The organism is Paenibacillus sp. J22R160, from assembly GCF_059692135.1.
Genome location: NZ_JCAUAU010000004.1, coordinates 88,542 through 111,692, shown reverse-complemented (window position 1 = coordinate 111,692; position 23,151 = coordinate 88,542). Strand labels below are relative to the sequence as shown.

Sequence of the window (23,151 nt, the reverse complement as noted above, 5' to 3'; positions counted from 1 at the left end):
TGGAGGATCGAGAGTGTTTTATTTAACGAACGATTGGGCTAAAGTAGTGGGCTCCGAGTTTGAAGAGTCTTATTTTCAAGCATTACGTGACTTTCTCGAAGAAGAATACCAAGCCAATACGATTTATCCGGAACAAGATGATGTTTTGAATGCTCTGCATCTAACATCCTTCGAAGCTACGAAAGTTGTCATATTGGGACAAGATCCTTACCACGGAAGTGGCCAAGCTCATGGCCTCAGTTTTTCCGTTAAACCGGGCATCACGCCGCCGCCGTCTTTACAGAATATGTACAAAGAATTGCAGTCCGATCTGGACTGCTTCATTCCCAATAACGGCTGCTTAGTGAAATGGGCCGAGCAAGGTGTACTTCTACTAAACACAGTGTTAACTGTACGCGCGGACACACCTAATTCCCATAAAGGGAAGGGGTGGGAGCGCTTTACGGACAAAGTGATTGAAGCATTGAATACTCGGGAGCAGCCGGTTATCTTTGTGCTTTGGGGAAGTCATGCCCAAGCCAAGCAGCGACTTATTGATACGAATCGGCACTACATCCTGAAGTCGGTCCATCCGAGTCCGCTTTCTTCCTATCGCGGATTTTTTGGCAGCAAGCCATTTTCGCAGGTAAATGAACTGCTTAACGGGCTTGGCAGTCAGGAAATTGATTGGCAAATTCCCAATTTATGAGGATAATGAAGATGAGGCCGTTATATTGAATAAAATGCGAGGGAGAGAAGTCAATGAAATTCCAAGACTTTAAGTATGTAAGACCCGAATTTAGCACTTTTGAAGCGGCGTTTAAAGAGCTATTAGAACAGTTTAAACAGGCAGCTTCCTTTGGAGAGCAAGACCAAGCGATGGAAGCCATTGTAAAGCTTCGTAGTGAACAAGAGTCCATGGAGTCTATTGCACGAATTCGGCACAGCGTGGATACAACGGATGAATTTTATAAAGCGGAGCAAGAGTATTTTGATGAAATTGAACCTTTATATCAAGGCTCGATTACAGAATTCTACAAAGCGCTGATCAGCTCTGACTATCGTGCTGAGCTGGAAGCCAAATGGGGCAAACAATTGTTCCGAATTGCTACGTTATCACTCAAAACTTTCTCACCTGAAATCGTTGAAGATCTCGTCCAGGAAAACAAGCTGGCCAGCGAATATTCCAAGCTGCTTGCTTCGGCAAAGCTGGTGTATGCAGGGGAAGAACGAAATTTATCACAGCTAATCCCTTTTCAACTATCCACAGACCGAAATGTTCGTAAAGAATCGAATGATGTAAAATATAACTTTTTTATCGAAAACGAAGCGAAATTGGACGAACTGTATGATCAACTGGTAAAGGTTCGAACGGATATTGCTAAGAAGCTTGGCTACAGCAATTTTGTGGAACTAGCTTATGCGCGCATGAACCGCTCAGATTATAATGCCAAAGACGTGGAAGCGTTCCGCAATCAAGTACTGGAGCATATTGTGCCCGCAGCTACGAAGTTGAAGGAACGGCAGAAGGCTAGAATCGGCGTTGATGCCCTTCATTATTACGATGACAAGTTTGGCTTCCCATCCGGAAATGCGACTCCCAAAGGCAATGCCGATTGGATTGTCGAGCAAGCACAGAAGATGTATGCAGAGCTGTCGCCGGAAACAGATGAATTCTTTACCTTTATGATCGATAATGGTTTGATGGATCTGGTGGCTAAAAAGGGGAAACGAGTTGGGGGCTACTGCTCTTATATTAGTACATACCAAGCACCTTACATTTTCTCTAATTTTAACGGTACATCAGGAGACATCGATGTCCTAACGCATGAAGTTGGCCACGCTTTTCAAGGCTATAGCTCCAGAGAGTTCCAAGTGCCTGAATATGTTTTTCCAACCCTAGAGGCTTGTGAAATTCATTCTATGAGCATGGAGTTCCTGGCTTGGCCATGGATGTCGCTATTTTTCGAAGAAGAAACGGATAAGTATAAATTTAAACATTTGAGTGAATCCCTCTTGTTTATTCCTTATGGCGTAGCGGTCGATGAATTCCAACATCGCGTCTATGAGCAGCCGGAGCTGACGCCTGTGGAGCGTAAACTCGTTTGGCGTGAGATCGAGCGCAAATATTTACCGCATCGTGTGTATGAGGATAACGACTTTTTGGAAAGAGGAGGCTTCTGGCAGCAGCAGCCACACATTTACAAAAGCCCGTTCTACTACATCGACTACACGCTTGCTCAGGTGTGTGCGTTTCAGTTCTGGAAACGGGCTAATGAAAATAGGGATTTGGCCTGGGAAGATTACTTAAGACTATGCCAGCAAGGTGGAAGCCAAAGCTTCACGGAGCTCGTTCAAGTTGCTAACTTGATTTCACCTTTTCAAGATGGCTGCGTAGCTTCTGTGATTGGTCAAATCGAGAATTGGTTGGACCAAGTCGACGATTCGAACCTTTAAAGCATTGGCTTCACATGTGTGATTTCTAGACCGCTATCACAGTCTTTCCCCGTTTCGTAAGAGCGATTTCCTAGTACGGCAGTAAAGGCTTGTAGGTCGGCAGATGAGCCTCTAAGTAAAACTTGAATTGCTGTTTGTAGGACGATTTCACCGTCTGCCATTGCGATATGCCATAAATCCCAGATGCTGTGCGTATAGGTCTCTTCAAGCGATGTCGGACAGTTCCAAATGGTGTGGGCTTCGTTTAAATAATCAAGCGGAGCCACACGCTTTTTATAGACCAGCGGCGCAATTTTACCAAAGGTTAATACCCTCTTGATTCCTTTAGGATCGTGAAAAAGACGCTGTGCCTTAATCATATCGAAATAAGCGTCATTCCAATCTTTCTCCGTAATGTTCGTAGCGATGTCCGGGTAGTTGTTTGCCGTTGCTTGGGTTAGAGCAGGTACAACACCAAGCGGCAGTTTTTCACCCACATAAATTTCTTTCCAAACCGGTGTTTTCCATGTCTGAATTCCACGCTTGTTCTTTAAGATAAGTGTATCCATAATAATTTCAAAACGTTGATGATCCCATTTTTTGAAACCTGATTTATAAAAAACATAAGGATGCATAGTACGATCCAAAATATGATGCGTGATGAATCCAAGCACATAAACAACAGCCGGATTATACAGACCTCGGCCTTGCACCTGACGTAGTAAATCCTCAAGGAATGGACCGCAATTTTTAGAATGCATAAGACTTCCTAAATGATTCAGTGTTTTATCCTTTTTCCAAGGCAGGAAATGATGGTAGAACAAGAAATCCGGTCCTTGACAACCAAGGGAGAAGATTTGTCGCATTTGTCTGTCATTCAGCATTTGGGCATGACCCAGTTGCGTCATCAATTCTTGGCCGAATATGAGATGAGTCCAGATGTTTGGCATGCTGTGAATCCTCCTTCGTACAACCCGTTAAAATATAGTGAGACCCCTTACATTCTAACATAACAATAGATAGCAAGGTCACATATCGCGAACTATTTGTGTTCCAACAGCTTCTAAAGAAGGAATAATATGCAAGTCGTCGAATTCAAAAAACGATCGGTACTGGAAGTCATCCAAAGCATATCTATGATAGGAGATAACGTATGAATAGGGTCAATAATCCGCTGGATCACTCAAACCGTGCAGATCCTGACAATATTCAGGGTTTGTTTTCGAGCACAGAACCGTCTTTTGCCGCAGTTTTCGAATTCACTACGATGGGTATGGCCATTATTTCGCTGAACGGGTTATGGTTAAGAGTGAACACTAGTTTATGCACTTTAACCGGTTTTACGGAGGAAGAGTTAGTCGATAGGGAATTACATGCGATCTTTTCAACAGATGAATGCGAAGAATTAGATGTTTATTTCGAACAAATGCTCTCTGGAAATATAAGCTTCATTCAACTTGAGAAAAAATTGATTCGCAAAGATGGGAGCATTGCCTGGGTTGAATTCAGATTCTCTTTAATGAGAAATTCACAGGATGAACCGTTATATTATATGTCTCAAATCAATTATCTCTCACAGAAAACGGAAATGGAACGGAAGCTTGCAGAGAGTGAGCAGCGGTACAAATCATTAATTGAACATAATCCTGCTGGTATTCTCACCTGTGATCTTATGGGAATGGTTAAAAGTCTGAATCCCGCCATGGAACGGATCTTAGGGTATACAGAGGGAGAGATGGTCGGTCAATCCATTAATCGCCTCTGGAAGCAGGAGGATCTCACAGATAATGGCATCGAAAGTATTGTCTCAAAGTCAGATAACTATATGCTCCGAGTTAAACATAAAAACGGTGAGCAGATTGAGTTAGGCTTGAAAAACGTGCCCATAATCGTTGATGGAATGAATGAAGGCATTTATGTGATTGCCAGAGACATTACACAGCATAACAAAGACCGAGAATCACTTCGAGTAGCTCAACAGGATCTACACGACACTGTACGCAGACAGCAAGGTATGACGATGAAGTTCAGGCAAATGCGAAGCAAATTCATTCACACATTATGTGATGGCGAGCTTCTGTATCGGCTGGGTTTTCAACCTTCGAATATCCTTGGCAATCACCTCTATGAAATTTGGCCGTATTCGATGGCTGTTAATATGGATTCGTTTTACCGCAGGGCGTGGAACGGTGAAGAAAATGTTATATATGAAGCGACCTTTCGAGGGATTACTTATTTAACTTCATTGCGCCCGATTTTTGAAAATGGCCGCGTGGTCGAAGTTATCGGATCTTGCGTGGATATTACAGAACGCAAACGAATGGAAACAGAGCTTAGGGAGACGAAGGAGCTTCTTGAGTCGTTCATCAGCAATACGACAGATGCCATTTGTGTGCTTGATTTACGTGCCAGAGTCATTTCGGTCAATGGGGCTTACGAGCAAATATTTGGCTGGCATCAAGACGAATTATTGAATAAGCCGCTGCCCATTTATCCTGATTTCTTGGAGGAACAGCGCAAAGAAATCTACGATATGCTGAAGGCAGGCAAGCAAATATCAGGCCTTGAGACCGTCAGACTGCGGAAGGATGGACAGCTTGTACATGTAAGTGTGACGAAAACGCCGATTAAAAATGAGAAAGGCGAAATCATTGGTTTTGCTGGCATCTCTCGGGACATAACAGAAAGGAATCGAACGGAGGAATTGTTACGTAAATCAGATAAGCTATCTGTCGCAGGACAGTTAGCCGCAGGGTTAGCCCACGAAATAAGAAACCCCCTTACTTCACTACGCGGCTTCTTGCAGCTGCTGCAGAATGATGTAAAGGGGAAACAGCACTATTTTGACATCATGCTCTCGGAATTAGATCGAATCAATTTTATTGTTAGTGAATTTCTTGTGATTGCCAAGCCGGAGGCGATTCATTACAAAAAAAGCGATCTGAAGGATATTCTTCAATCGGTTACTGCGCTGCTCGAAACGCAAGCTGTATTATGCGATGTTGAGCTTGTGTTAGAATTTAAAACTGAAAGTACAAAGCTTTTTTGTTCGGAAATGCATTTGAAGCAATTGTTTATTAATTTGGTCAAGAATGCGATGGAAGCCATTGCGAAAGATGGGCTAATCAAACTTACTGTGTCCATGCAAGGAGACGATTTGATTAGAGTTCGGACAGAGGACAACGGCTGCGGTATTCCGGAAGATCGATTAAAGCAATTAGGGGAGCCTTTCTACACGACTAAAGAAAAGGGGACAGGTCTCGGGTTGATGATGTGTTTTAAAATTGTCGAGGCTCATAAAGGGACAATGACCATCCAGAGCCATTTAGGAGAAGGAACGGTCATTGATGTGTGTTTACCAATGTTGACAAGTGGACAAAACATCAAGGAATGGACATGATTTCGCCTGAAAAAACCGTCTTTCCTCTCATGGAGAAGGGCGGTTTTCTCATTACTTAGAAACTGATACTGAACTCATTGGATTCGCGTGAATACCATTTTGACATAGATGGGTCTTGCTCATTGTGGATTCGCACTTCATCAGGCGTATATTTGACAATAATTCCTGAGCTGACTTGATAATAAACACCTAATGGATCTAACGACCAAACATAGACAGGTGTTTTGGTCAAGGCTGCAATAAAAATCTCTATATCTGTATCCAGCAGTTTGGTTCCGTAAATCATCGACACACCTCTGTCTTATTTTTTTATGAACTTGCACTTATTATTAGTGACAGTATGAACAATTAAACAATCACGAAAACACAGGAACATTTTTTGTGATGACCCTATTTGTGTTTATCTTGAAATGTGATTTTGAACCGAAATCGCTCGCATGCGTGTTATTTTGAGGATTTCCTGAAATTTGTAGAATATGTGCAATCCATGCTGGAATCTTAAGGTTCACATCGCTAGACAGGGGGAGCTATACGTCAAAAGGCAAAAAATATTGTTTGCAGGACAATAAATTCCTTGTATAATAGGAAAGCTTTGCGAAAATTGACAATAGGTAAATTATGATTGGGTAGAAGGAGAAAGGGGTCAATGGCTGTGATTGTGGTTGGGGGAATGATCGGTCTCGGTAAAACATCAGTATCCACTTTGCTTGGAAAAGAACTGAATTCAAGTGTTTTCTATGAAAGTGTAGATGATAATCCGATTTTACCATTGTTTTACACGGCATCTCCGGAAGAGATTGAGAAGAAGCGATATCCGTTTTTGCTTCAATTGCACTTCCTGAATACAAGATTTAAGGCGATTAAACAAGCGCTGGTACATAATCGAAATGTACTTGATAGAAGTATTTATGAGGATTGGTACTTTGCCAAAGTTAATAGAGAGCTTGGACGAATCTCTCAACTCGAATTCGATGTATACGAAGGTCTTGCTGACAATATGATGTCTGAGCTTGCTGAGCTTCCGAAAAAAGCGCCAGACCTGATGGTATATCTGAAAGCCTCCTTTGATACAGTGATGCACCGCATCGGCTTAAGAGGACGCAGCTTCGAGCAAGATCAATCTTTGGTTGATTACTACCGGCAGCTCTGGTCGGGGTATGATGACTGGGTGATGAATCATTATCATGCTTCTGAAGTGTTTATTGTGGATATGGACCTAGTAGATGTTGTTAACCGTCCCGAAGATGCACGGGAATTAGTCGATCAAGTACGAGCTAAGCTTTCTGAATTAGCGATCGTTTAATACAGAAGACCCCCTCTAATCAGAGGGGGTCTTTCGAATTATATACTGGGTTGAAAAGTTTAAAATAGTTAGCATATTGCCCCGTGCAGTTGCATATACATATCGAATATTGACGGTGTCTCGCTTTATTTGTCGGAAAATACAAGAAGGCTGCGCAAAAATTCATAAAGGATTGGTGATGAATTTGTTATTTATCGTATGTTACAACGGGAAGCCTATGTGCCCTCCTCTGCCAAAACTGGCTGCCTCTGAGAAAATGCAAAAGCTAAGCCTTTTTTTCTCCAACTTGGAGCTCATTGAAGTGCAGCAAGAAAAAGTTGCTAACTGATCGTTTAATAACAATTTAGATGCGTGATCGCGATACTCCTTATTCTTTGGATTAAGGAGTATTTGTCTTTCTCGGAATATGATAAAGTAGATGGAAATGACTGGATCTGGGAGGATGGCATGAAGTCTGTTGCACCTAGGAAGAAAGCTATTATCATTGGGGCAGGCATTGGCGGCCTCACAACAGCTCTATTTTTACAAAAAAACGGCTGGGAAACAGTCATTTATGAGAAAAAGGAGACACGCGCTGAATTCGGAGCAGGGATCGTCATCGCCGCGAATGCACTGGATATTTTAATGAATCTCGGAGTGGCCGAAAAGGTAAAGCGAGCAGGCGCTAAAGTTGGTCAGGCGGACATTCGCTCTTGGGATGGCAAAGCCATCACTTCGGTTCCAGTAGCCAAACAAGCAGCGCTTTATGGTACATATAGCTATCTTATTCATCGTGCAAAGCTGCAAGCCATTTTGGCAGAGCATCTGAGTGATGATGCAACACTTCACGATCGGAAAAAGATGATTTCAATTCAACAAAATGAGCATGGTGTTATCGTTCGCTTTGAAGATGGTACGGAAGACAATGGCGATATTTTGATCGGTTCTGACGGGCTACACTCCGATGTGGCTAGGCTTTTGTTTGAGCCAGGTCCACTGCAGTATTCCGGTTTTACGGCTTTTCGCGGCATAGCAGCATTCGTTGACCCTGCGTACACGCTAGAGGTTGGCGGAGGCTTTGAAGCATGGGGCAGCGGACGGCGATTTGGGTTCTCACAGCTAGGCGAGGGTCAAATTTATTGGTTTGTTGCGATCAATGCCCCTGAAGGACAAGAAGTACAGAGAAAGAAAGAGCATGTTCTTCAGCAATTACAAGGCTGGCATGCGCCAATTGAGCAGGTGTTACAGGCGACAGATGAACAGGCGATTCTCAAGCATGATATTTATGATCGAGCGCCGCTTCATTCCTGGAGCAACGGCAGAGTGGTACTGCTTGGTGACGCGGCGCATCCGATGCTGCCGAATATGGGACAAGGCGGGGCGCAAGCGATGGAGGATGCCTATGTGCTTGCCAAGTGCCTTGAGGAAGCCGCAGATGTTTCGTCACATCGTATCAAAAGTGCTTTCGAGTCCTACGGGGCGATTCGAATCCCTCGAGCTAATCGTGTTGTACGGCAGTCGAGGCGCATGGCTCGAATGGTACAAATGAATAACCCGATAACGATAAAAGCACGTGATCTAATGATTAGGTTATTTCCTGATTCCTTCAAAATAAAGCAGCTGCATTGGTTGCTTGGTTATCGCATATCAGAATGGGACCGTAAGGAGTGGTTAAAATGATACGATTAGAAGTAATAGCAACGACATTGGAGGATGCTTTACAAGCAGAAGCTGGCGGTGCTGACCGTATTGAGCTTGTTGCTGACTTGCAGGAAGGCGGATTAACGCCAAAGTTGGCGTTAGTGAGAGAGATTACATCGGCCATATCTATTCCTGTACACGTCATGATTCGGCCGCATAGCCGGACGTTTCATATGCAGGAGACAGATTTTCAAACGATGCTGCGTGACTGCAAGGCTGCTGAGCAGGCTGGGGCTGCTGCTTTGGTTTGGGGTGTCTTGACGAAGGAGAAAACAATGGATAGACAAGCGCTTGAATTGCTTTTGGAAGCATCGTCTTTGCCCGTAACCTTCCACCGGGCATTTGATGACATTCATGATCAGGAGGAAGCGCTGAAGATTTTGCTGGACTACGAGCAAATACATTCCGTACTTACTTCCGGTGGTGCCGCAAGCGCGCTTCAAGCCACTGAGCGACTGCAAAAGCTCACCTCACTCACACGAGGACAGGGTCTGCAGGTCATGGCAGGTGGTGGGCTCACATTAGACAGCTTGACGGAATTTGTGCGAAGTGCGCAAGTGCCTATTGTTCATTTGGGGACTGGCGTAAGAAAGAATTCTAGTGTGAAAGAAGCTGTTGACAAGGACAAGGTGAGAAAAGCGAAGCAATTATTAATTGAAGCGAGCGGAACTCAATCCTAGGAGGCTATTTATGAAAATACTCATTCTTGGTGGTACTAAGTTTCTTGGAAGAGCCCTTACGGAAGCGGCGTTAGCGAATGGGCATGAAGTTACCTTATTTCATCGCGGTTTGCATGATGCTAATGCCTTTTCACATGTTCAGCATATCATTGGTGATCGGCATGTTGATCTAGAACGCCTGCAAGGGCGTGAATGGGATGCAGTGATTGATACCAGCGGGTACGAACCTGAGGCTGTCTCAGCCGCCGCGAAGCAGCTAAAGGATCAAGTGAAACATTACACGTTCATTTCTACGATTTCCGTCTACGATGATCTTAAGAAAACGAATAGTAGTGAATCAGCGCCTGTTGCTGAGTTGACAGAGCAGATGGATCCTGGGCGGAAATACGGAGCAAAGAAAGCTCTTTGTGAACAAGCTGTGCAGCAGGAGTTCCCCAGTCATACGCTAGTTATACGTCCTGGCCTCATTGTTGGACCTTACGATGTATCCGACCGTTTCACGTATTGGCCATCTCGTTTTCACCGTGGAGGCGAAGTATTGGTGCCTTTGCCGAAAGAACGGAAACTGCAATTTATTGATGTTCGTGACTTGTCTGCATGGATCATCCGTCTAGTGGAGCAAGAAATAGTAGGGACCCTTCATGCAAGCGGAAGCGATTATACAATGGAAGAGGTCGTCCAAGCTTGCAAACAAATATGTCCTAATGAAGTTATCTGTACGTGGGTGACAGAAGAGTTCTTAATGGCAAACGGAGTTGGGGAATGGATGGAACTTCCGCTTTGGATACGAAGCGATAGTCTAGTCGGTATGTTCTCCATAGATAATACGAAGGCTTTTGCAAACGGATTGAAAATAAGACCGTTGATTGAAATTGTTCAAGATACGTTGGCATGGGATCAAAGTCGTTCTTTGACTACGCCGCGTGCGGCCGGGATGGATCCTGTTCGTGAAGAAGAACTCTTGCGGATATGGTCGAAAAATATTTTTTGAATTGTGTGAAAATCAATAGAATAGATGGAAAACTCCGAATATAATGGAATAGTATACTTTGAGAAAAGAGGTGCTGTCCATGTATGATTCCACGGATATTCAAAGTAATAAAGGAATGGCTATTATTGCGTATATCTTGTTTTTCGTTCCGTTGATTGCTGCTAAAGATTCCAAGTTTGCTATGTATCACGCGAATCAGGGGCTAACGTTATTCCTCTGCTGCGTCATACTGAACGTGGTCTTGGGAATCATTCCGATTATCGGTTGGATTCTTCTGCCGCTCGCGAACCTGGCGCTTGTCATCTTCGCCGTCCTAGGCATTGTTGCAGCCGCTCAAGGTCAAGTCAAACCGCTGCCGGTGATCGGTGCATACACGCTGTTAAAGTAGTTTGACGTGCATAAAGGAAAGCAGGTTGCCTCTAGGGCAGCCAGCTTTTTTTTATCAAAGCTCAGCTGCTAGTTCAGCAATCCGCGCGTTAGGGTTATTATTGAACAGCCCGCCATGATAACAGATGACCGTCTCGATGTCATAGTCAGTGAACTTCTTAAGCGACTGCTTCGCCAACTCATAATCTGAGCATAGAGCTGGAATAGGACCCATAAGCTGTCCTTCCGCAACAACCATTGCGTCTGCGGCAATCAACATTTTACTTGGTATGTGATAAAAGCTTAGATGCCCCGGGGTATGCCCAGGAGTCAATATGACTTGAAGACCGCCGGAGATCGTTAGTATCTGGCCATCTTCCAGGATGCCGTGGACTTGTCCTTTAGGGGGGTTTTCTAAATTCATTCGAAAAGCTTTCCTCCATTCTGGCGAAATATCCGCTGGCAAACTAGCGACAGCGCGCTCAATGGCTTCCGGCGTGACCTTGATCAACATTTTCTCGCCTTCGATATAAGGCTTCTCAAGCTGACTAGCAAGTACAGTTAGTTTTCCTGGCATTTCAGATAAAAGCGTAGGCAAGCTGCCGATATGATCAATGTCCTGATGGGAAATAATAATCGTTTTTAGTTGGTCTAGAGGGACATGATGATTTTCGAATGCTTTACAAATGAGAGGGTAATTTCCTGGGTAACCGGTATCGATTAATACTGCACTGTCGTTATCGCTCAATAGGATAGGATGAATAACGTTTGTATGTCCCATGATGAGAACTTCCAACTCCAACATATGAATTCCGTTTGCGATTTGCATCTTAATCTCTTCCCTCCAAAGTGATAGTAAAGAATGAACCTATCATACCGCCATGGATGAGACGATGTCAACAAAATATTTAATTATATCACATATTTAGTCAAATGTCAATAGTTATTTTTGTGAAAATCCAATTTATACTTTTGTCCAAATTTTGATCAACGTGTGAATAAAATATGAACATTTTTTTGTTTTTTGTGTTATAATAATTGTATTAGACTTTTACTTCTGAGTTTGGAGTGATGATGATGGCTGTTAAAACAGTAACGGTTAGTAATGAACGCAGTGAACGTGATGTGGTACCATTGGTGAAATTAATGACTATCGCGGCATGGGCTTTGCTTGGCATAGGTTTGGTTTTAAGTTTGCTCAGTTTGGATCATTTCAGCGATCAAAATACGACCTTAATGGTTGGTATCGGTTTCATGGTAGGCAGCGTTTTTGTTTATGTGATTCGCACAGCTATTCATCTGGTCCATTCACGTGCCGTATCGAAGACGGATTGAGAACAAAAAACATGAATAAATTTAGCCTTTCAGGTGAATAACTTGAAGGGCTTTTTGATTTTCATGGATTTTCATACTTTTACATAATAGTCAACAAACGTTGTGTGACATTTGTTTTACAGTAAAACGTCGATCCTTTGACGTATTTGTTAAGTCCTTCTAGTGCCCGTGTACTTTTAAATGCAATTTGTTATCTTAGTATTAGATAAAAAAGCGCATGTTAATAAATACTTAGAAACAGCACTTTGTAGATTGTGGATTAGGAGGTTAGTTGGATGAAGAAGAGAAAACTCGTACAAGCATTGCTGCCCTTGATGATGATTGCCATTGTCGTGTTATTGGCAGGCTGCAGCGATCAAGCAATGGTATTGGACCCGAAAGGACCTATTGCTGAAACGCAAAAAGATTTGATGTACATTTCCACGGTAATGTGTTTGGTCATTCTTGTTCCGGTTTTGGCACTAACGGCATGGATTGTATGGCGGTATCGGGATCGAGAAGGAAGTAAAGCTTCTTATAAACCGAACTGGGCACACAACACAACACTAGAAGCTGTATGGTGGTCAATACCGATTATCATGATTGCGGCGTTGGCTGTGATCACGGTTAAATATACGTATGCCTTGGAGCCGTCTAAACCGATTAAGTCGGAGAAAGCTCCCGTCACGATCCAAGTGACTTCACTGGATTGGAAATGGCTGTTCACTTATCCGGAGTTAGGCATAGGAACACTAAACTATGTGCAAATTCCAGAGGATACACCGATCAAGTTTGAACTTACCTCCGACGCGCCGATGAACTCCTTCTGGGTTCCACAATTAGGTGGACAGATTTATACGATGTCTGGAATGGCAATGACCTTGTATTTGCAGGCCGATGAGATTGGTCATTATTTCGGAACAGGAGCTAACTTCAGCGGATCCCATTTCGCAGATATGACATTCGACGTGAATGCGACTTCACAAGCGGATTTCGATGCGTTTGTAGCAAAAACAAAGCAATCACCAACTAAACTGACCATGGAAAGCTATGAAGAACTGGCAAAGCCTGGTCAATTGAAAGGCGTTCAGTATTACTCCGCAATTCCAGATGGACTCTTCCAAAAGGTTGTAACGAAATATATGAACGGTCAATCCGCTCACAGTGGTCATGGTGCTTCAGAAATGAATCATGATGCGATGAAATCTTCATCGTCAGAGAAAAGTGAAGCGAAAGATCATAAGCAAATGGATCATAGTCAAATGGATCATAGTCAAATGAATATGTCAAAATGATAGAACGAAGTTTTCACGAAAGGAAGTCATGCTCATGTTGGATCGTATTAAAGAGTTCGCATCAGAGTTTTTCGTAACGGGCGACCCGATTATTCTGGGTGCTCAGGTAAGTATCGGACTCTCGATGATTGCCATGGTTTTCGTGCTCAGTTATTTCAGGAAATGGGGCTGGCTCTGGCGGGAGTGGTTAACAAGTGTTGACCATAAGCGGATCGGGATCATGTATATTATTTGTTCCATCCTGATGCTTTTCCGCGGCGGTGTTGATGCGCTAATGATGCGTTTACAGCTCGCATTGCCAAATATGGAGTTTTTACAAGCCGATCATTATAACGCAATTTTCACAACGCATGGCGTTATTATGATTTTATTTATGGCGATGCCGCTCATGTTCGGTTTATTTAATATCGTTGTTCCTCTGCAAATTGGTGCGAGGGACGTCGCATATCCATTCTTGAACTCACTTAGTTTCTGGTTGTTCTTCTGGGGCGCGATGCTGTTCAACGTGTCGTTCGTCATCGGCGGATCGCCAGATGCAGGATGGCTTAGCTATCCGCCGCTTTCAGAGCTTTCCCATAGCCCGGGCGTCGGACAGAACTTTTATATTTGGGGGATTCAAATCTCAGGTATCGGTAGTTTGGCGACAGGGATTAATTTTATCGTAACGATTATCAAAATGCGTGCGCCTGGCATGACTCTGATGAAAATGCCGATGTTTACCTGGTCTGTATTTTCCAGCTGCGTCACGATTATCTTTGCTTTCCCAATTCTAACCGTTACTTTAGCGCTGTTATTCTTGGACCGTTTCTTAGGTGCGCATTTCTTCACCTTGGATGGCGGCGGGAATCCGATGATGTATATCAACTTGATATGGATGTGGGGACATCCTGAGGTTTACATTGTTGTCCTTCCGGCATTCGGAATTTTCTCTGAAATTGTTGCAACGTTCTCTAAGAAGAAATTGTTTGGTTATAAATCCATGGTTTTCGCCATGTTCATCATTAGCTTGTTGTCCTTCTTCACATGGGCGCATCACTTCTTCACGATGGGTTCAGGCGCGGATGTGAATGCTTTCTTCGCACTCACAACGATGTTGATCGCGATTCCTACCGGGGTCAAAGTCTTTAACTGGTTATTCACTATGTTCAGAGGGAAAATTCGTTTCTCGACGCCTATGATGTGGACGATTGCGTTCATACCATGTTTCGTCGTAGGGGGAATGACAGGGGTCTTGCTCTCCGTTGCACCTGCTGACTTCCAGTTCCATAACAGCTACTTTCTGATCGCGCATTTCCATCAAGTTTTAATTGGGGGTGTAGCATTTGGATACTTCGCAGGTCTGTACTACTGGTGGCCGAAAATGTTCGGCTTCAAGCTTAACGAGCACTTAGGGAAATGGGCATTCTGGCTGTGGAACATTGGTTTCTATGTGTGTTTCATGCCGCAATATTTCTTAGGCTTAGACGGCATGACTCGCCGTACGTATACGTACGATTTCGATATGGGTTGGGGACCGCTTAACATGGTATCCACAATCGGCGGTTTCTTGATGGGGATCGGATTCCTATTCCAAGTATGGCAAATTGCGCACTCCATTAAGTTCAGAGAGCCGGATGTGACTGGGGATCCGTGGGATGGCCGTACGCTTGAGTGGTCTATTCCTTCACCGGCGCCAATTTACAACTTTGCTGTCCTTCCAGAAGTGTCTACGATCGATGCATGGTGGGAGACGAAGCAGAAGCTTAAGCAAGGTAACCATGCTAAACCGGCAGCAGCGGCACCAGTCGTCTATGAACCGATTCATATGCCTAAAAATTCGGCCATTCCTTTCCTGAAGTCTGCGCTGTGGTTCTTCGCAGGATTTGGCTTCGTCTGGGATTGGATGTGGCTTACGATTCCAGCGCTGATCGGTGTCGGAATTTGTATGATAGCCCGTTCGTTTACTTATGACACAGACTATTATATTCCGGTTGATGAAATTAAACGGACAGAAGCCGCATTGAAAGGAGCGAAAGTCTAATGGCACATGCAGCCGCTAATGGTGAGCATCACGCTCATGCACACGACCATGAACATGATCACGAATCGCTCAAGACCTTTGGATTCTGGATTTTTCTAATCACGGATGTCATTTTGTTCGGATCTTTATTCGCCACCTATATGGTTCTCCATCAGAATACGAATGGGGGACCTACACCGGAAGAGCTTTTCAAAATGCCGGGTATCATCGCCGAGACCTTCATTCTGCTTACCAGCTCCTTCACGAGCGGTCTAGCCGTGCTAGGCATGAACAAGGGGAACATGAAGCAGTTGATTGGCTGGCTTATCGTTACAGTGATTCTAGGGGCTTCGTTCGTCGGGCTTGAGGTAACTGAATTCGTTAGCATGGTTAACCATGAGGGAGCATCCATAAGTACAAGTGCTTTCTTGTCTGGCTTCTTTGCACTGGTTGGGACACACGGGCTTCACGTTTCAGTGGGATTGATCTGGATGATCGGATTAATTCTGCAGCTTAAACGAAGAGGCATTACAGCTGTGACAAAGCGCAAAGTGGAAATTATTTCTCTTTACTGGCATTTCCTTGATGTCGTTTGGATCTTCGTCTTTACAATCGTTTATTTGATGGGGGTGATGTAAGATGAGTCAACACCATACAGGTTCTCATGATAACCATGCACATGGGTCGTTAAAATCTTATATCATCGGTTTCGCGCTCTCCATCATCCTAACCATCATTCCGCTGGTTGTCGTTATGAATCACATGATGAATAAGACAGGAACACTGGTTTTGATTCTCATCATGGCTGTCCTTCAGTTTGCGGTGCAATTGTTCTTCTTCATGCATGTGAAAGAAGGCGAGAATGCGCGTTGGAACATTATGACGCTGATTTTTGGTCTCATTATCCTGGTGACCATCGTTGGCGGTTCCATTTGGATCATGACTTACAACCAAGTGGCTCATTAATCTAAAGGTTTAAACGAAAAGACGCTCAAAACCGCGCGAACTGGCGGGAAGGGGCGTCTTTTCGTATCATCGGCTTAGCAAGACGATTTTTTGTTGCGCTCTTTCATTTCACGTTTATCTTGTTGGACGGCTTTATCTCCAAATTGATCCAGGCGAGAAGGGCTGCCGGATGGTCCATTGTTTTTCGGTTTGCTGTTTCTCCCACTCATCTTTATCACCTCCGAGATTCAGCTTTTGCTAAATGGGGAGGGTTCATGCTGGTGCTTTCAGGAAGCAAGAAAAGGGTTGTCATCAGGATGATTATCGTGATACATTATGTATCAGAGATACTAAACGTATCGGACATCGCGTATAGACAAGCTAATTTATTGAATGGAGAGGAGCCGAATGATACGCCGTAACCAGCGATTTCGTAACCATCTCGATGACAATCTCATTCATTTGCACAAAAACCTCTTCATTTCTCCATCCGATCCTATGTACTATGAGAAGGTCATCCGGTATCTAGACGCTACCTCACCGGAAGCTCATTATAAGATCGGGCAAAAATTTCAAAGAAGAGGGAATTTCAAGCGAGCTATTTTTCATTACAAGGAAGTTCTACGCACCTACCCATCGCCGTTCTATTCCGCCGCGAATCGAGCGATTCGTGACATGGAAGAGGAGAAAGCCGCACATGCGATGAACTTGCAGCATGCTTTCCCGGAGGAAGCGAAGGGAATATTGCCGCAATTTATGAAAACGATGCTTATCGTTCTACTCGTCCTTAATCTCTTATTAATTGTTTTATTTGCAGGGAGTAATCCTCTGTACAAAACAATTTCTACGATGAAGGTGTGGGGCGCTGGAAGCGACGTCACCTACGAAACAGTTGATGCCCCTTTCGTGATGTACATTGCGCCTGAGACGGAGAATGAAGCGATTGAAACAGCCTTGCACAAACAGGCGCTAGAACTCGCTAAGGAAATGCCGAAGGCGAACATCCTGATTTACGGAGTTATTTCGCAGGATAACGCTAATCAGGGGAAAACCATGCTGCTCAGGGATGAGGAGCTGACGAAGAGCGCTATGGTCGTCGCACAATATCATCCCGCGACAGATGAAGTTGTCAAAATCCGTTTCTTGAATACCGAATTTGGAAAGCACCAACCGCTTAGTGCGATTGGTGCTAATTTAGTTCGCACCGCACTTGCGGCATACACCAAAGACAATGGCAGCCCACCAGCCCGTCTAGATGCGCTGCTGCAGGATTATCCGAACAACTATTTAAGCTTTATCCCTCTGGAAGCGACAACGGGCTCAAATGGCATTTCTGAGGCTTTCACGGGGAAAGGTGGCTGGGTTTATGCGCCAGATGCGACGAACCCGGTGCAGATGTTCTATGCAAATTCCACGGATGTACAGGATATTCCGTACGAACCGGTTCATATCGAGATCAATAAAGAGGAGCATCAACTCAAACTCGTAAGCGGAGATTATATTTTATGGGATAAAGAAATCGGCCTTGGTGCGAATGATCGTACACCGCAAGGTCAATTCCTCGTAAAGGACCGCGTGCAAAATCCTCAGGGAAGCCGTACGCAAAGTTACGGAGAAGCCGGCTTGGGGCTGGGAGCAATTGCGCTTCACGGCACTTACGATGAGAGCTCCATCGGATCAGACAAGTCGCTTGGATGTGTACGATTAACGAATGGGGACGTGCAGGAGCTGTTTCCATTTGTACCTAAGGGCGCAGAAGTGCAGATCCAGGCCTCAACATGGACGGCGGCAAGCCGTGAGCAGGTGAAGAACACAAATCTACTTATCCCTCTCACGCGGCCAGCATTAGATGAATCGCCAGAAGGCGTCATATTCCACTGGCTTGGTTAAGTCATTATGCAGAACTTAATGCCATTACATAAAAAAGCAGCTGAAGCTATCCGATTCTTAATGGATGCCTCAACTGCTTATTTGATTACATTAAGTTTTCCGGATTAAGCTTCTCAAGCTCCGTTAGGACGAAACGTCCGTCTTTGCGAATAAGCACATCGTCAAAGTAAATTTCTCCGCCGCCGTATTCAGGACGTTGGATCAGGACCATATCCCAGTGAACGGATGACCGGTTTGTGTTATCCGCGGTTTCATAGGCTTGACCTGGTGTAAAGTGGATGCTGCCGTCAATCTTCTCATCGAATAAAATGTCCTTCATTGGATGCTGAATATAAGGATTCACGCCTATGGCGAATTCACCGATATAACGCGCGCCGTCATCCGTATCCAGGATATCGTTCAATTTCTTGGTGTCATTGCTGGTCGCTTCCACAATATGGCCGTTTTCGAAACGAAGCACGATGTTTTCGAAGGAAGTGCCCGAGTAGATCGTTGGTGTATTATAGCTGATTACACCGTTGACAGAGTCTTTCACTGGCGCTGTGTACACTTCGCCATCCGGAATATTCCTCAGCCCGGAGCAAGGAACTGCGCCAATATTTTTGATGGAGAAGGAGATGTCCGTACCTTTGGCAACAAGACGAACTTTATCTGTTCGCTTCATTAGGTCTACTAACGATTCCATAGCTGTCGCCATTTTGCTGTAATCGAGGTTGCATACATCAAAGTAGAAGTTTTCGAATTCCTCGGTGCTTTTGCCAGCTAACTGGGCCATAGAAGGATTCGGGTAGCGCATGACGCACCACTTGGTATTGTTAATGCGCTCGTCAAAGAGCGGACGTTGGAAATATTTCAAGTAAAGGCGCATTTGCTCATCTGGCACATCAGACGATTCTGTGATGTTATCTCCGCTGCGAACGGCTACATAAGCATCCATCTGTTTCATGCGGGCAAGCTCGAAATCAGCCCATTCGCTGAACTGCTCTTGCGTGCCTTTCATCTGTAAACTTCTCATGATCATAGGATCACGCAGCTCAATGAATGGCTTGCCGCCTACGGCATATACTTCTTCGATGAAGCACTTGGCGAGCTCAGGATCTTTGACGCCAATCATCTCGATCAAAATGTTCTCTCCGGGTTGAAGACTAACCGAATAGCGGATAATGTTGCGGGCAAATGTTTGAAGTCGCGGATCTCTCATTCTGTAGGTCTCCCTTAATTGAAAATTATTACTTAGAAAGTATATCGCAATGGAAGCTTTAAAGCCAATTGAGACCTCATTTCATAGAATTTTAAAGGGTATGCTACAATAGAGAATTGTGAAGAACAAGAGATGCTTGAGCAATCATAACAACAAGAGGAGGACACGCATGGCAAGAGAGCAGATCAAAGTGCCTTTCGGGTATGAACAGCCTGCACAGACCCACAAAGGCACGGTTTTTGTGTTCGAAACCTTTGAGGACTGGACAGAGTCCGACATGCATGCATTTACCGCATGGGCAGAAGAGAAGAAATTCGTCAGAGCCATCTTTTATCCGCAGCATGAAGAAACGCTTCGTAGAATGGACATTTCGAGCAGCATGCCCTATTATGCCAGAGTGAAGCATTTGGAGAGCTTAGTGAAACAAGTGAACACCACGGTTCAACTGGACGTTGACACATGGGAGGGAAAGCGCAAGAAGTATACGCCTATGGACACTTCCTTGCATTTTTTAACGGAGAAATCATCAGGTCCTTATTTTTTATGCCTAAGCGATCGTTATGCCAACCTGTTCGTTACTTATCCGTCATTCAAGGAATGGATTAAAAATCTAAGACTTTATATTAATGAGCAGTTCCATGTCCCACTCCATGGCAAGCTGAACGAATACGCTCAAAGATGGGAAACCGTTCGTTTTGGAAAGGGCTCTTAAAGAGGGACTTGCCCCCAAGAAATTAACCATATTAATTATGGTGATCGTCGTAGCAGGTATGAGTCAAGGCATGCTTCTGCCGCTGTTAACGATTTTGCTGGATCGCTCGGGGGTATCTACGGATGCCAATGGCCTGAACGCTGCTGCGCTGTACATCGGCATCTTTTCGACGATGTTCTTCATCGAAAAGCCTGTCAGGCGATTTGGCTATAAGCCGGTCATTATGGTTGGGATGGGACTGGTCATCATGGCAAACTGCTTATTCCCTGCATGGCAGCAAATTGGATTTTGGTTTGTACTTCGTTTGTTGGTTGGAATAGGAGATAGCGCTCTTCATTATGCCACGCAGCTATGGATTGTAACGTCCAGCCCCAAAGAGCGCAGAGGACGTAATATCACTTTGTATGGTATGGCATACGGCATCGGATTTAGTTTAGGGCCAGTCGGGATTACGCTTTTAAAAGTGGGGATTTGGGGGCCTTTTTTGACCACAGGTAGTTTTTTTCTTCTCATTCTGCTGCTTTTGACAAGGCTGAAAAATGAGCGTCCTGAACGTGGCGAACGCGTGGAAGCTGTACATAAGCGTGCGTCTAAAGTGGCAGCCATGGCATGGTTCCCGCTAATTACTTCGCTGCTATATGGGTATATGGAAGCCTCTATGAACAGCAACTTTCCACTCTACGGTTTACGCATTGGTCTGTCAGAGGCTAGTATCGGAGTTCTGCTGCCTGTCATGGGGGTTGGCGGTCTCATCATGCAGCTGCCGCTGGGCATTTGGAGTGACCGCATCGGGCGGAAGAAGATCCTTATTGCATCCGGACTTATAGGTGCCATTGTCTTTGTTTGTATCCCGTTTGCGGGCACAAATTTGTGGTTGATTGGCTTATTATTCGGCATTGCCGGAGGTATGGTCGGATCGTTTTTTTCGCTTGGACTTGCCTACGCGGCCGATATATTACCCAGACATCTGCTTCCTACGGCCAACGTACTGGCCTCTATTCAGTATAGTGTAGGGAGCATAGCTGGCCCTTTAATCGGAGGCATGGCCATTCGTTATTCGAACGTGGCAAGTATTTTTTATGTGCTCAGCCTCATTTATGTTATATTCGCACTCTCTGGCCTTATGTTTCGTCGTGAAACTACGGTATAAAATAAGAAACTCTTGCCTGTGAATGGCAAAGAGTGTCTTTCTTTAATTAGCCTATTTCGTAATCGGCAGCCTGATCCGTCATATAGCGTTCCGTCAGAATCGTCAGCATGGAGATACCGATCTGGTTTTCTCCGCCTTCAGGAATAATAATGTCTGCATATTTCTTGGAAGGTTCGATGAAAGCATCGTGCATCGGCTTCACTGTCGTCAAATACTGGTCGAAGACCGATTGCAGCGTGCGACCCCGTTCATTAATGTCCCGGGAAAGACGACGAAGGATACGTACATCCGGATCTGTATCGACAAACACTTTGATATTCAACGCGCTGCGAAGATCTTCATCGGTTAATACATGGATGCCCTCTAGCAATACAATTGGTTTGACTTCAATTCGGATCGTTTCTTGCGAACGAGCGTGCTTTGAGAAATCATAGACGGGGATATTGACCGCGTTTCCGTTCTTCAATTCATTAAGATGCTTAAGCAGCAGCTCGTTCTCAAACGCTCGCGGGTGATCGTAGTTAATGCGTTCCCGCTCTTCAAAAGTAAGACCACTATGATGAAGATAGTAATTATCTTGTGAAATTAATGTCACGTTCGTGGATCCAAGCTTGTTAATGATCGATCTGGCTACTGTAGTTTTTCCTGAACCGGTACCTCCGGCAATTCCGATAACGAGCATGAAATGTAGTGCCTCCCCAAATAACATGAAAACCTTCCCCAGTAGTTTAACATATTGTCTATATAAAAAGAAAAAGCGATCGAATTTCGATCACTTTTTACATAGAACCGACGTTTATCGAATTTGCTTAGGGGTGTGAAATTTCACCTGATTGGCGTCGACGTCCTGAGAAGCTTGGATCAACTGCTCCATCGTTTGCTGGATTTGCTGCCCATACTGCTCATTATTGTAGGTTTGAAGCTGCGCATGCGCATCTCTGACTTTGTGCTTGGCTTGTGTGAGAGCGGCTTGAGCGGATTGTATATCTTGAGGGTGAGCCTGCATAATGGCTCTTTGCAGTTTATACTCAGCATCTGAAGCCAGTCGTATGGCTTGATCTGCTGCGTCAATGGCATGTTGGACCTGCATCGAAAACTCACGGGTGTCGGACATAGGGGAGAGCCTCCTAAGGATCGAGTTATTTTAAAATGAACAGTGACTTTACTACATTGCTCCAAAGCTGGGGAAATCATTCTTGATTCGGGAAATGAAATTATTTCCTGGGTAAGCGCAAAATGTGAGCGTTCTCATGATTATTCGACATAAGAATTCTGAAAATTAAGAATACATAGAATAGTGCGCGGATAAAGGGTTTTGTTTCCAAAATATAAGTGGACAAACCTTATGAATATTCATAAGCTAAGGAGGATGGCTTTTTTTGACATGAATAGACAATTAGCGATTAAATAGGGGATGAAAAGATGAAAATTTGTAAAAGTATGTGTCTGGCAGCTGCAATGGCCATCTTGATTTCCGGATGTGGGTCAGCAAAAAAGAGCACGGCGCCGGCAAATGCATATACGCCAACTTTAGAGGTCAGCGCGGTAGTTAATGGGGATGCTGTTACGCTGCAGATGACGACGGATTTGAAGATTTCCAAAGAGCATTATGATCAACAACGTGTTGAAGGTGAAGGGCATGTGCATATTTCGCTCGATAAAGGCGAGAAAATTGTCGTGACAGACAAGCAAAAAGTGCTAGACCATTTAACCAAAGGGCCACATGAAGTCAAAGTTTCCTTACATAACAACGATCATACGCCTTACGACGTTAGCAAAACGATAACGTTTGATGTGAAATAGGAGCCAC

Annotated in this window: 24 protein-coding genes and 1 pseudogene; 18 read left to right on the top strand and 7 right to left on the bottom strand. The window is 44.4% G+C overall.

From position 1 onward, the window contains the following. The first annotated feature begins 13 nt into the window (after positions 1 to 13). Positions 14 to 688, top strand: coding sequence for a uracil-DNA glycosylase (locus AC58UW_RS11200; RefSeq protein ID WP_497420750.1), 675 nt, complete (start codon positions 14 to 16; stop codon positions 686 to 688). A 53-nt stretch (positions 689 to 741) separates the two neighbouring features. Beyond that, positions 742 to 2,436, top strand: a complete 1,695-nt coding sequence (locus AC58UW_RS11195) for a M3 family oligoendopeptidase (protein ID WP_497420749.1) — start codon at positions 742 to 744, stop codon at positions 2,434 to 2,436. Here the strand turns inward: AC58UW_RS11195 and AC58UW_RS11190 are convergent. Next, entirely contained in the window at positions 2,433 to 3,365 is a 933-nt protein-coding gene (locus AC58UW_RS11190) for a zinc dependent phospholipase C family protein (protein ID WP_497420748.1), read from the bottom strand. The two genes, AC58UW_RS11195 and AC58UW_RS11190, sit on opposite strands and share 4 nt — an antisense overlap. 203 nt (positions 3,366 to 3,568) lie before the next feature. On the opposite strand from AC58UW_RS11190, the gene AC58UW_RS11185 reads away from it, so the two are divergent. Beyond that, entirely contained in the window at positions 3,569 to 5,815 is a 2,247-nt protein-coding gene (locus AC58UW_RS11185) for a PAS domain S-box protein (protein WP_497420747.1), read from the top strand. Between the two features lie 55 nt (positions 5,816 to 5,870). On the opposite strand, the gene AC58UW_RS11180 is transcribed toward AC58UW_RS11185, so the two are convergent. Beyond that, entirely contained in the window at positions 5,871 to 6,101 is a 231-nt protein-coding gene (locus tag AC58UW_RS11180; protein ID WP_497420746.1) for a hypothetical protein, read from the bottom strand. 107 nt (positions 6,102 to 6,208) lie between these two features. On the opposite strand from AC58UW_RS11180, the pseudogene AC58UW_RS11175 reads away from it, so the two are divergent. From AC58UW_RS11175 to AC58UW_RS11150, 6 genes and pseudogenes are all read left to right on the top strand, one after another. Further along, positions 6,209 to 6,311: pseudogene (locus AC58UW_RS11175) on the top strand (DUF3900 domain-containing protein); the annotation flags it as partial. Between the two features lie 150 nt (positions 6,312 to 6,461). Next, a complete protein-coding gene (locus tag AC58UW_RS11170) occupies positions 6,462 to 7,118 on the top strand; it encodes a deoxynucleoside kinase (protein WP_497420745.1) in 657 nt (218 codons plus the stop codon). Positions 7,119 to 7,565: 447 nt separating this feature from the next. Then, positions 7,566 to 8,777 carry an FAD-dependent monooxygenase gene (locus AC58UW_RS11165; RefSeq protein WP_497420744.1) on the top strand — a complete coding sequence of 404 codons (1,212 nt, stop codon included), beginning with the start codon at positions 7,566 to 7,568 and terminating at the stop codon, positions 8,775 to 8,777. After that, complete coding sequence (locus AC58UW_RS11160) at positions 8,774 to 9,478, top strand: copper homeostasis protein CutC (protein ID WP_497420743.1); 705 nt, start codon at positions 8,774 to 8,776, stop codon at positions 9,476 to 9,478. The genes AC58UW_RS11165 and AC58UW_RS11160 overlap by 4 nt, the downstream gene beginning before the upstream one ends. Before the next feature lie 10 nt (positions 9,479 to 9,488). Beyond that, complete coding sequence (locus AC58UW_RS11155) at positions 9,489 to 10,469, top strand: NAD-dependent epimerase/dehydratase family protein (RefSeq protein ID WP_497420742.1); 981 nt, start codon at positions 9,489 to 9,491, stop codon at positions 10,467 to 10,469. 79 nt (positions 10,470 to 10,548) lie between these two features. Next, positions 10,549 to 10,857 (top strand): DUF4870 domain-containing protein, encoded by a 309-nt coding sequence (locus tag AC58UW_RS11150; protein ID WP_477501653.1) that lies wholly within the window; start codon positions 10,549 to 10,551, stop codon positions 10,855 to 10,857. Between the two features lie 54 nt (positions 10,858 to 10,911). On the opposite strand, the gene AC58UW_RS11145 is transcribed toward AC58UW_RS11150, so the two are convergent. Continuing rightward, positions 10,912 to 11,664 carry an MBL fold metallo-hydrolase gene (locus tag AC58UW_RS11145; RefSeq protein ID WP_497420741.1) on the bottom strand — a complete coding sequence of 251 codons (753 nt, stop codon included), beginning with the start codon at positions 11,662 to 11,664 and terminating at the stop codon, positions 10,912 to 10,914. 248 nt (positions 11,665 to 11,912) lie between these two features. On the opposite strand from AC58UW_RS11145, the gene AC58UW_RS11140 reads away from it, so the two are divergent. The 5 genes from AC58UW_RS11140 (at position 11,913) to cyoD (ending at position 16,409) form a co-directional block, all read left to right on the top strand. Further along, entirely contained in the window at positions 11,913 to 12,170 is a 258-nt protein-coding gene (locus tag AC58UW_RS11140; RefSeq protein WP_497420740.1) for a hypothetical protein, read from the top strand. Between the two features lie 275 nt (positions 12,171 to 12,445). After that, complete coding sequence (cyoA, locus tag AC58UW_RS11135; RefSeq protein WP_497420739.1) at positions 12,446 to 13,444, top strand: ubiquinol oxidase subunit II; 999 nt, start codon at positions 12,446 to 12,448, stop codon at positions 13,442 to 13,444. 34 nt (positions 13,445 to 13,478) lie between these two features. After that, the gene (locus AC58UW_RS11130; protein WP_497420738.1) at positions 13,479 to 15,464 is read left to right on the top strand and encodes a cbb3-type cytochrome c oxidase subunit I; all 1,986 of its coding nucleotides are present in this window, start codon (positions 13,479 to 13,481) and stop codon (positions 15,462 to 15,464) included. Continuing rightward, positions 15,464 to 16,081 carry a cytochrome o ubiquinol oxidase subunit III gene (gene cyoC, locus AC58UW_RS11125; RefSeq protein ID WP_497420737.1) on the top strand — a complete coding sequence of 206 codons (618 nt, stop codon included), beginning with the start codon at positions 15,464 to 15,466 and terminating at the stop codon, positions 16,079 to 16,081. Before AC58UW_RS11130 ends, cyoC begins: the two co-directional genes overlap by 1 nt. 1 nt (position 16,082) lies before the next feature. Then, a complete protein-coding gene (gene cyoD, locus AC58UW_RS11120; RefSeq protein ID WP_497420736.1) occupies positions 16,083 to 16,409 on the top strand; it encodes a cytochrome o ubiquinol oxidase subunit IV in 327 nt (108 codons plus the stop codon). A gap of 74 nt (positions 16,410 to 16,483) precedes the next feature. Here the strand turns inward: cyoD and AC58UW_RS11115 are convergent, their stop codons facing one another. Next, positions 16,484 to 16,618: a hypothetical protein gene (locus AC58UW_RS11115; RefSeq protein WP_268894421.1), complete on the bottom strand. Its 135-nt coding sequence runs from the start codon at positions 16,616 to 16,618 to the stop codon at positions 16,484 to 16,486. 178 nt (positions 16,619 to 16,796) lie between these two features. Between AC58UW_RS11115 and AC58UW_RS11110 the strand changes: the two genes are divergently transcribed. Then, positions 16,797 to 18,278: a L,D-transpeptidase family protein gene (locus AC58UW_RS11110; protein WP_497420735.1), complete on the top strand. Its 1,482-nt coding sequence runs from the start codon at positions 16,797 to 16,799 to the stop codon at positions 18,276 to 18,278. Positions 18,279 to 18,363: 85 nt separating this feature from the next. Here AC58UW_RS11110 and AC58UW_RS11105 read toward each other — a convergent pair whose 3' ends face one another. After that, positions 18,364 to 19,479 (bottom strand): aminopeptidase, encoded by a 1,116-nt coding sequence (locus tag AC58UW_RS11105; protein WP_497420734.1) that lies wholly within the window; start codon positions 19,477 to 19,479, stop codon positions 18,364 to 18,366. Positions 19,480 to 19,648: 169 nt separating this feature from the next. Here AC58UW_RS11105 and AC58UW_RS11100 point away from each other — a divergent pair, with 169 nt between their 5' ends. After that, positions 19,649 to 20,191, top strand: coding sequence for a hypothetical protein (locus AC58UW_RS11100; protein ID WP_497420733.1), 543 nt, complete (start codon positions 19,649 to 19,651; stop codon positions 20,189 to 20,191). Beyond that, on the top strand, positions 20,175 to 21,341 hold the full coding sequence (locus tag AC58UW_RS11095) for an MFS transporter (RefSeq protein ID WP_497420732.1): 1,167 nt from the start codon (positions 20,175 to 20,177) through the stop codon (positions 21,339 to 21,341). Before AC58UW_RS11100 ends, AC58UW_RS11095 begins: the two co-directional genes overlap by 17 nt. A gap of 46 nt (positions 21,342 to 21,387) precedes the next feature. On the opposite strand, the gene udk is transcribed toward AC58UW_RS11095, so the two are convergent. Together udk and AC58UW_RS11085 are read right to left on the bottom strand one after the other, a co-directional pair. Continuing rightward, positions 21,388 to 22,023 carry a uridine kinase gene (gene udk / locus AC58UW_RS11090; RefSeq protein ID WP_497420731.1) on the bottom strand — a complete coding sequence of 212 codons (636 nt, stop codon included), beginning with the start codon at positions 22,021 to 22,023 and terminating at the stop codon, positions 21,388 to 21,390. Between the two features lie 114 nt (positions 22,024 to 22,137). Next, entirely contained in the window at positions 22,138 to 22,455 is a 318-nt protein-coding gene (locus AC58UW_RS11085; RefSeq protein ID WP_497420730.1) for a hypothetical protein, read from the bottom strand. A gap of 308 nt (positions 22,456 to 22,763) precedes the next feature. Here AC58UW_RS11085 and AC58UW_RS11080 point away from each other — a divergent pair, with 308 nt between their 5' ends. Continuing rightward, on the top strand, positions 22,764 to 23,144 hold the full coding sequence (locus AC58UW_RS11080) for a hypothetical protein (protein WP_497420729.1): 381 nt from the start codon (positions 22,764 to 22,766) through the stop codon (positions 23,142 to 23,144). Positions 23,145 to 23,151 lie beyond the last annotated feature (7 nt).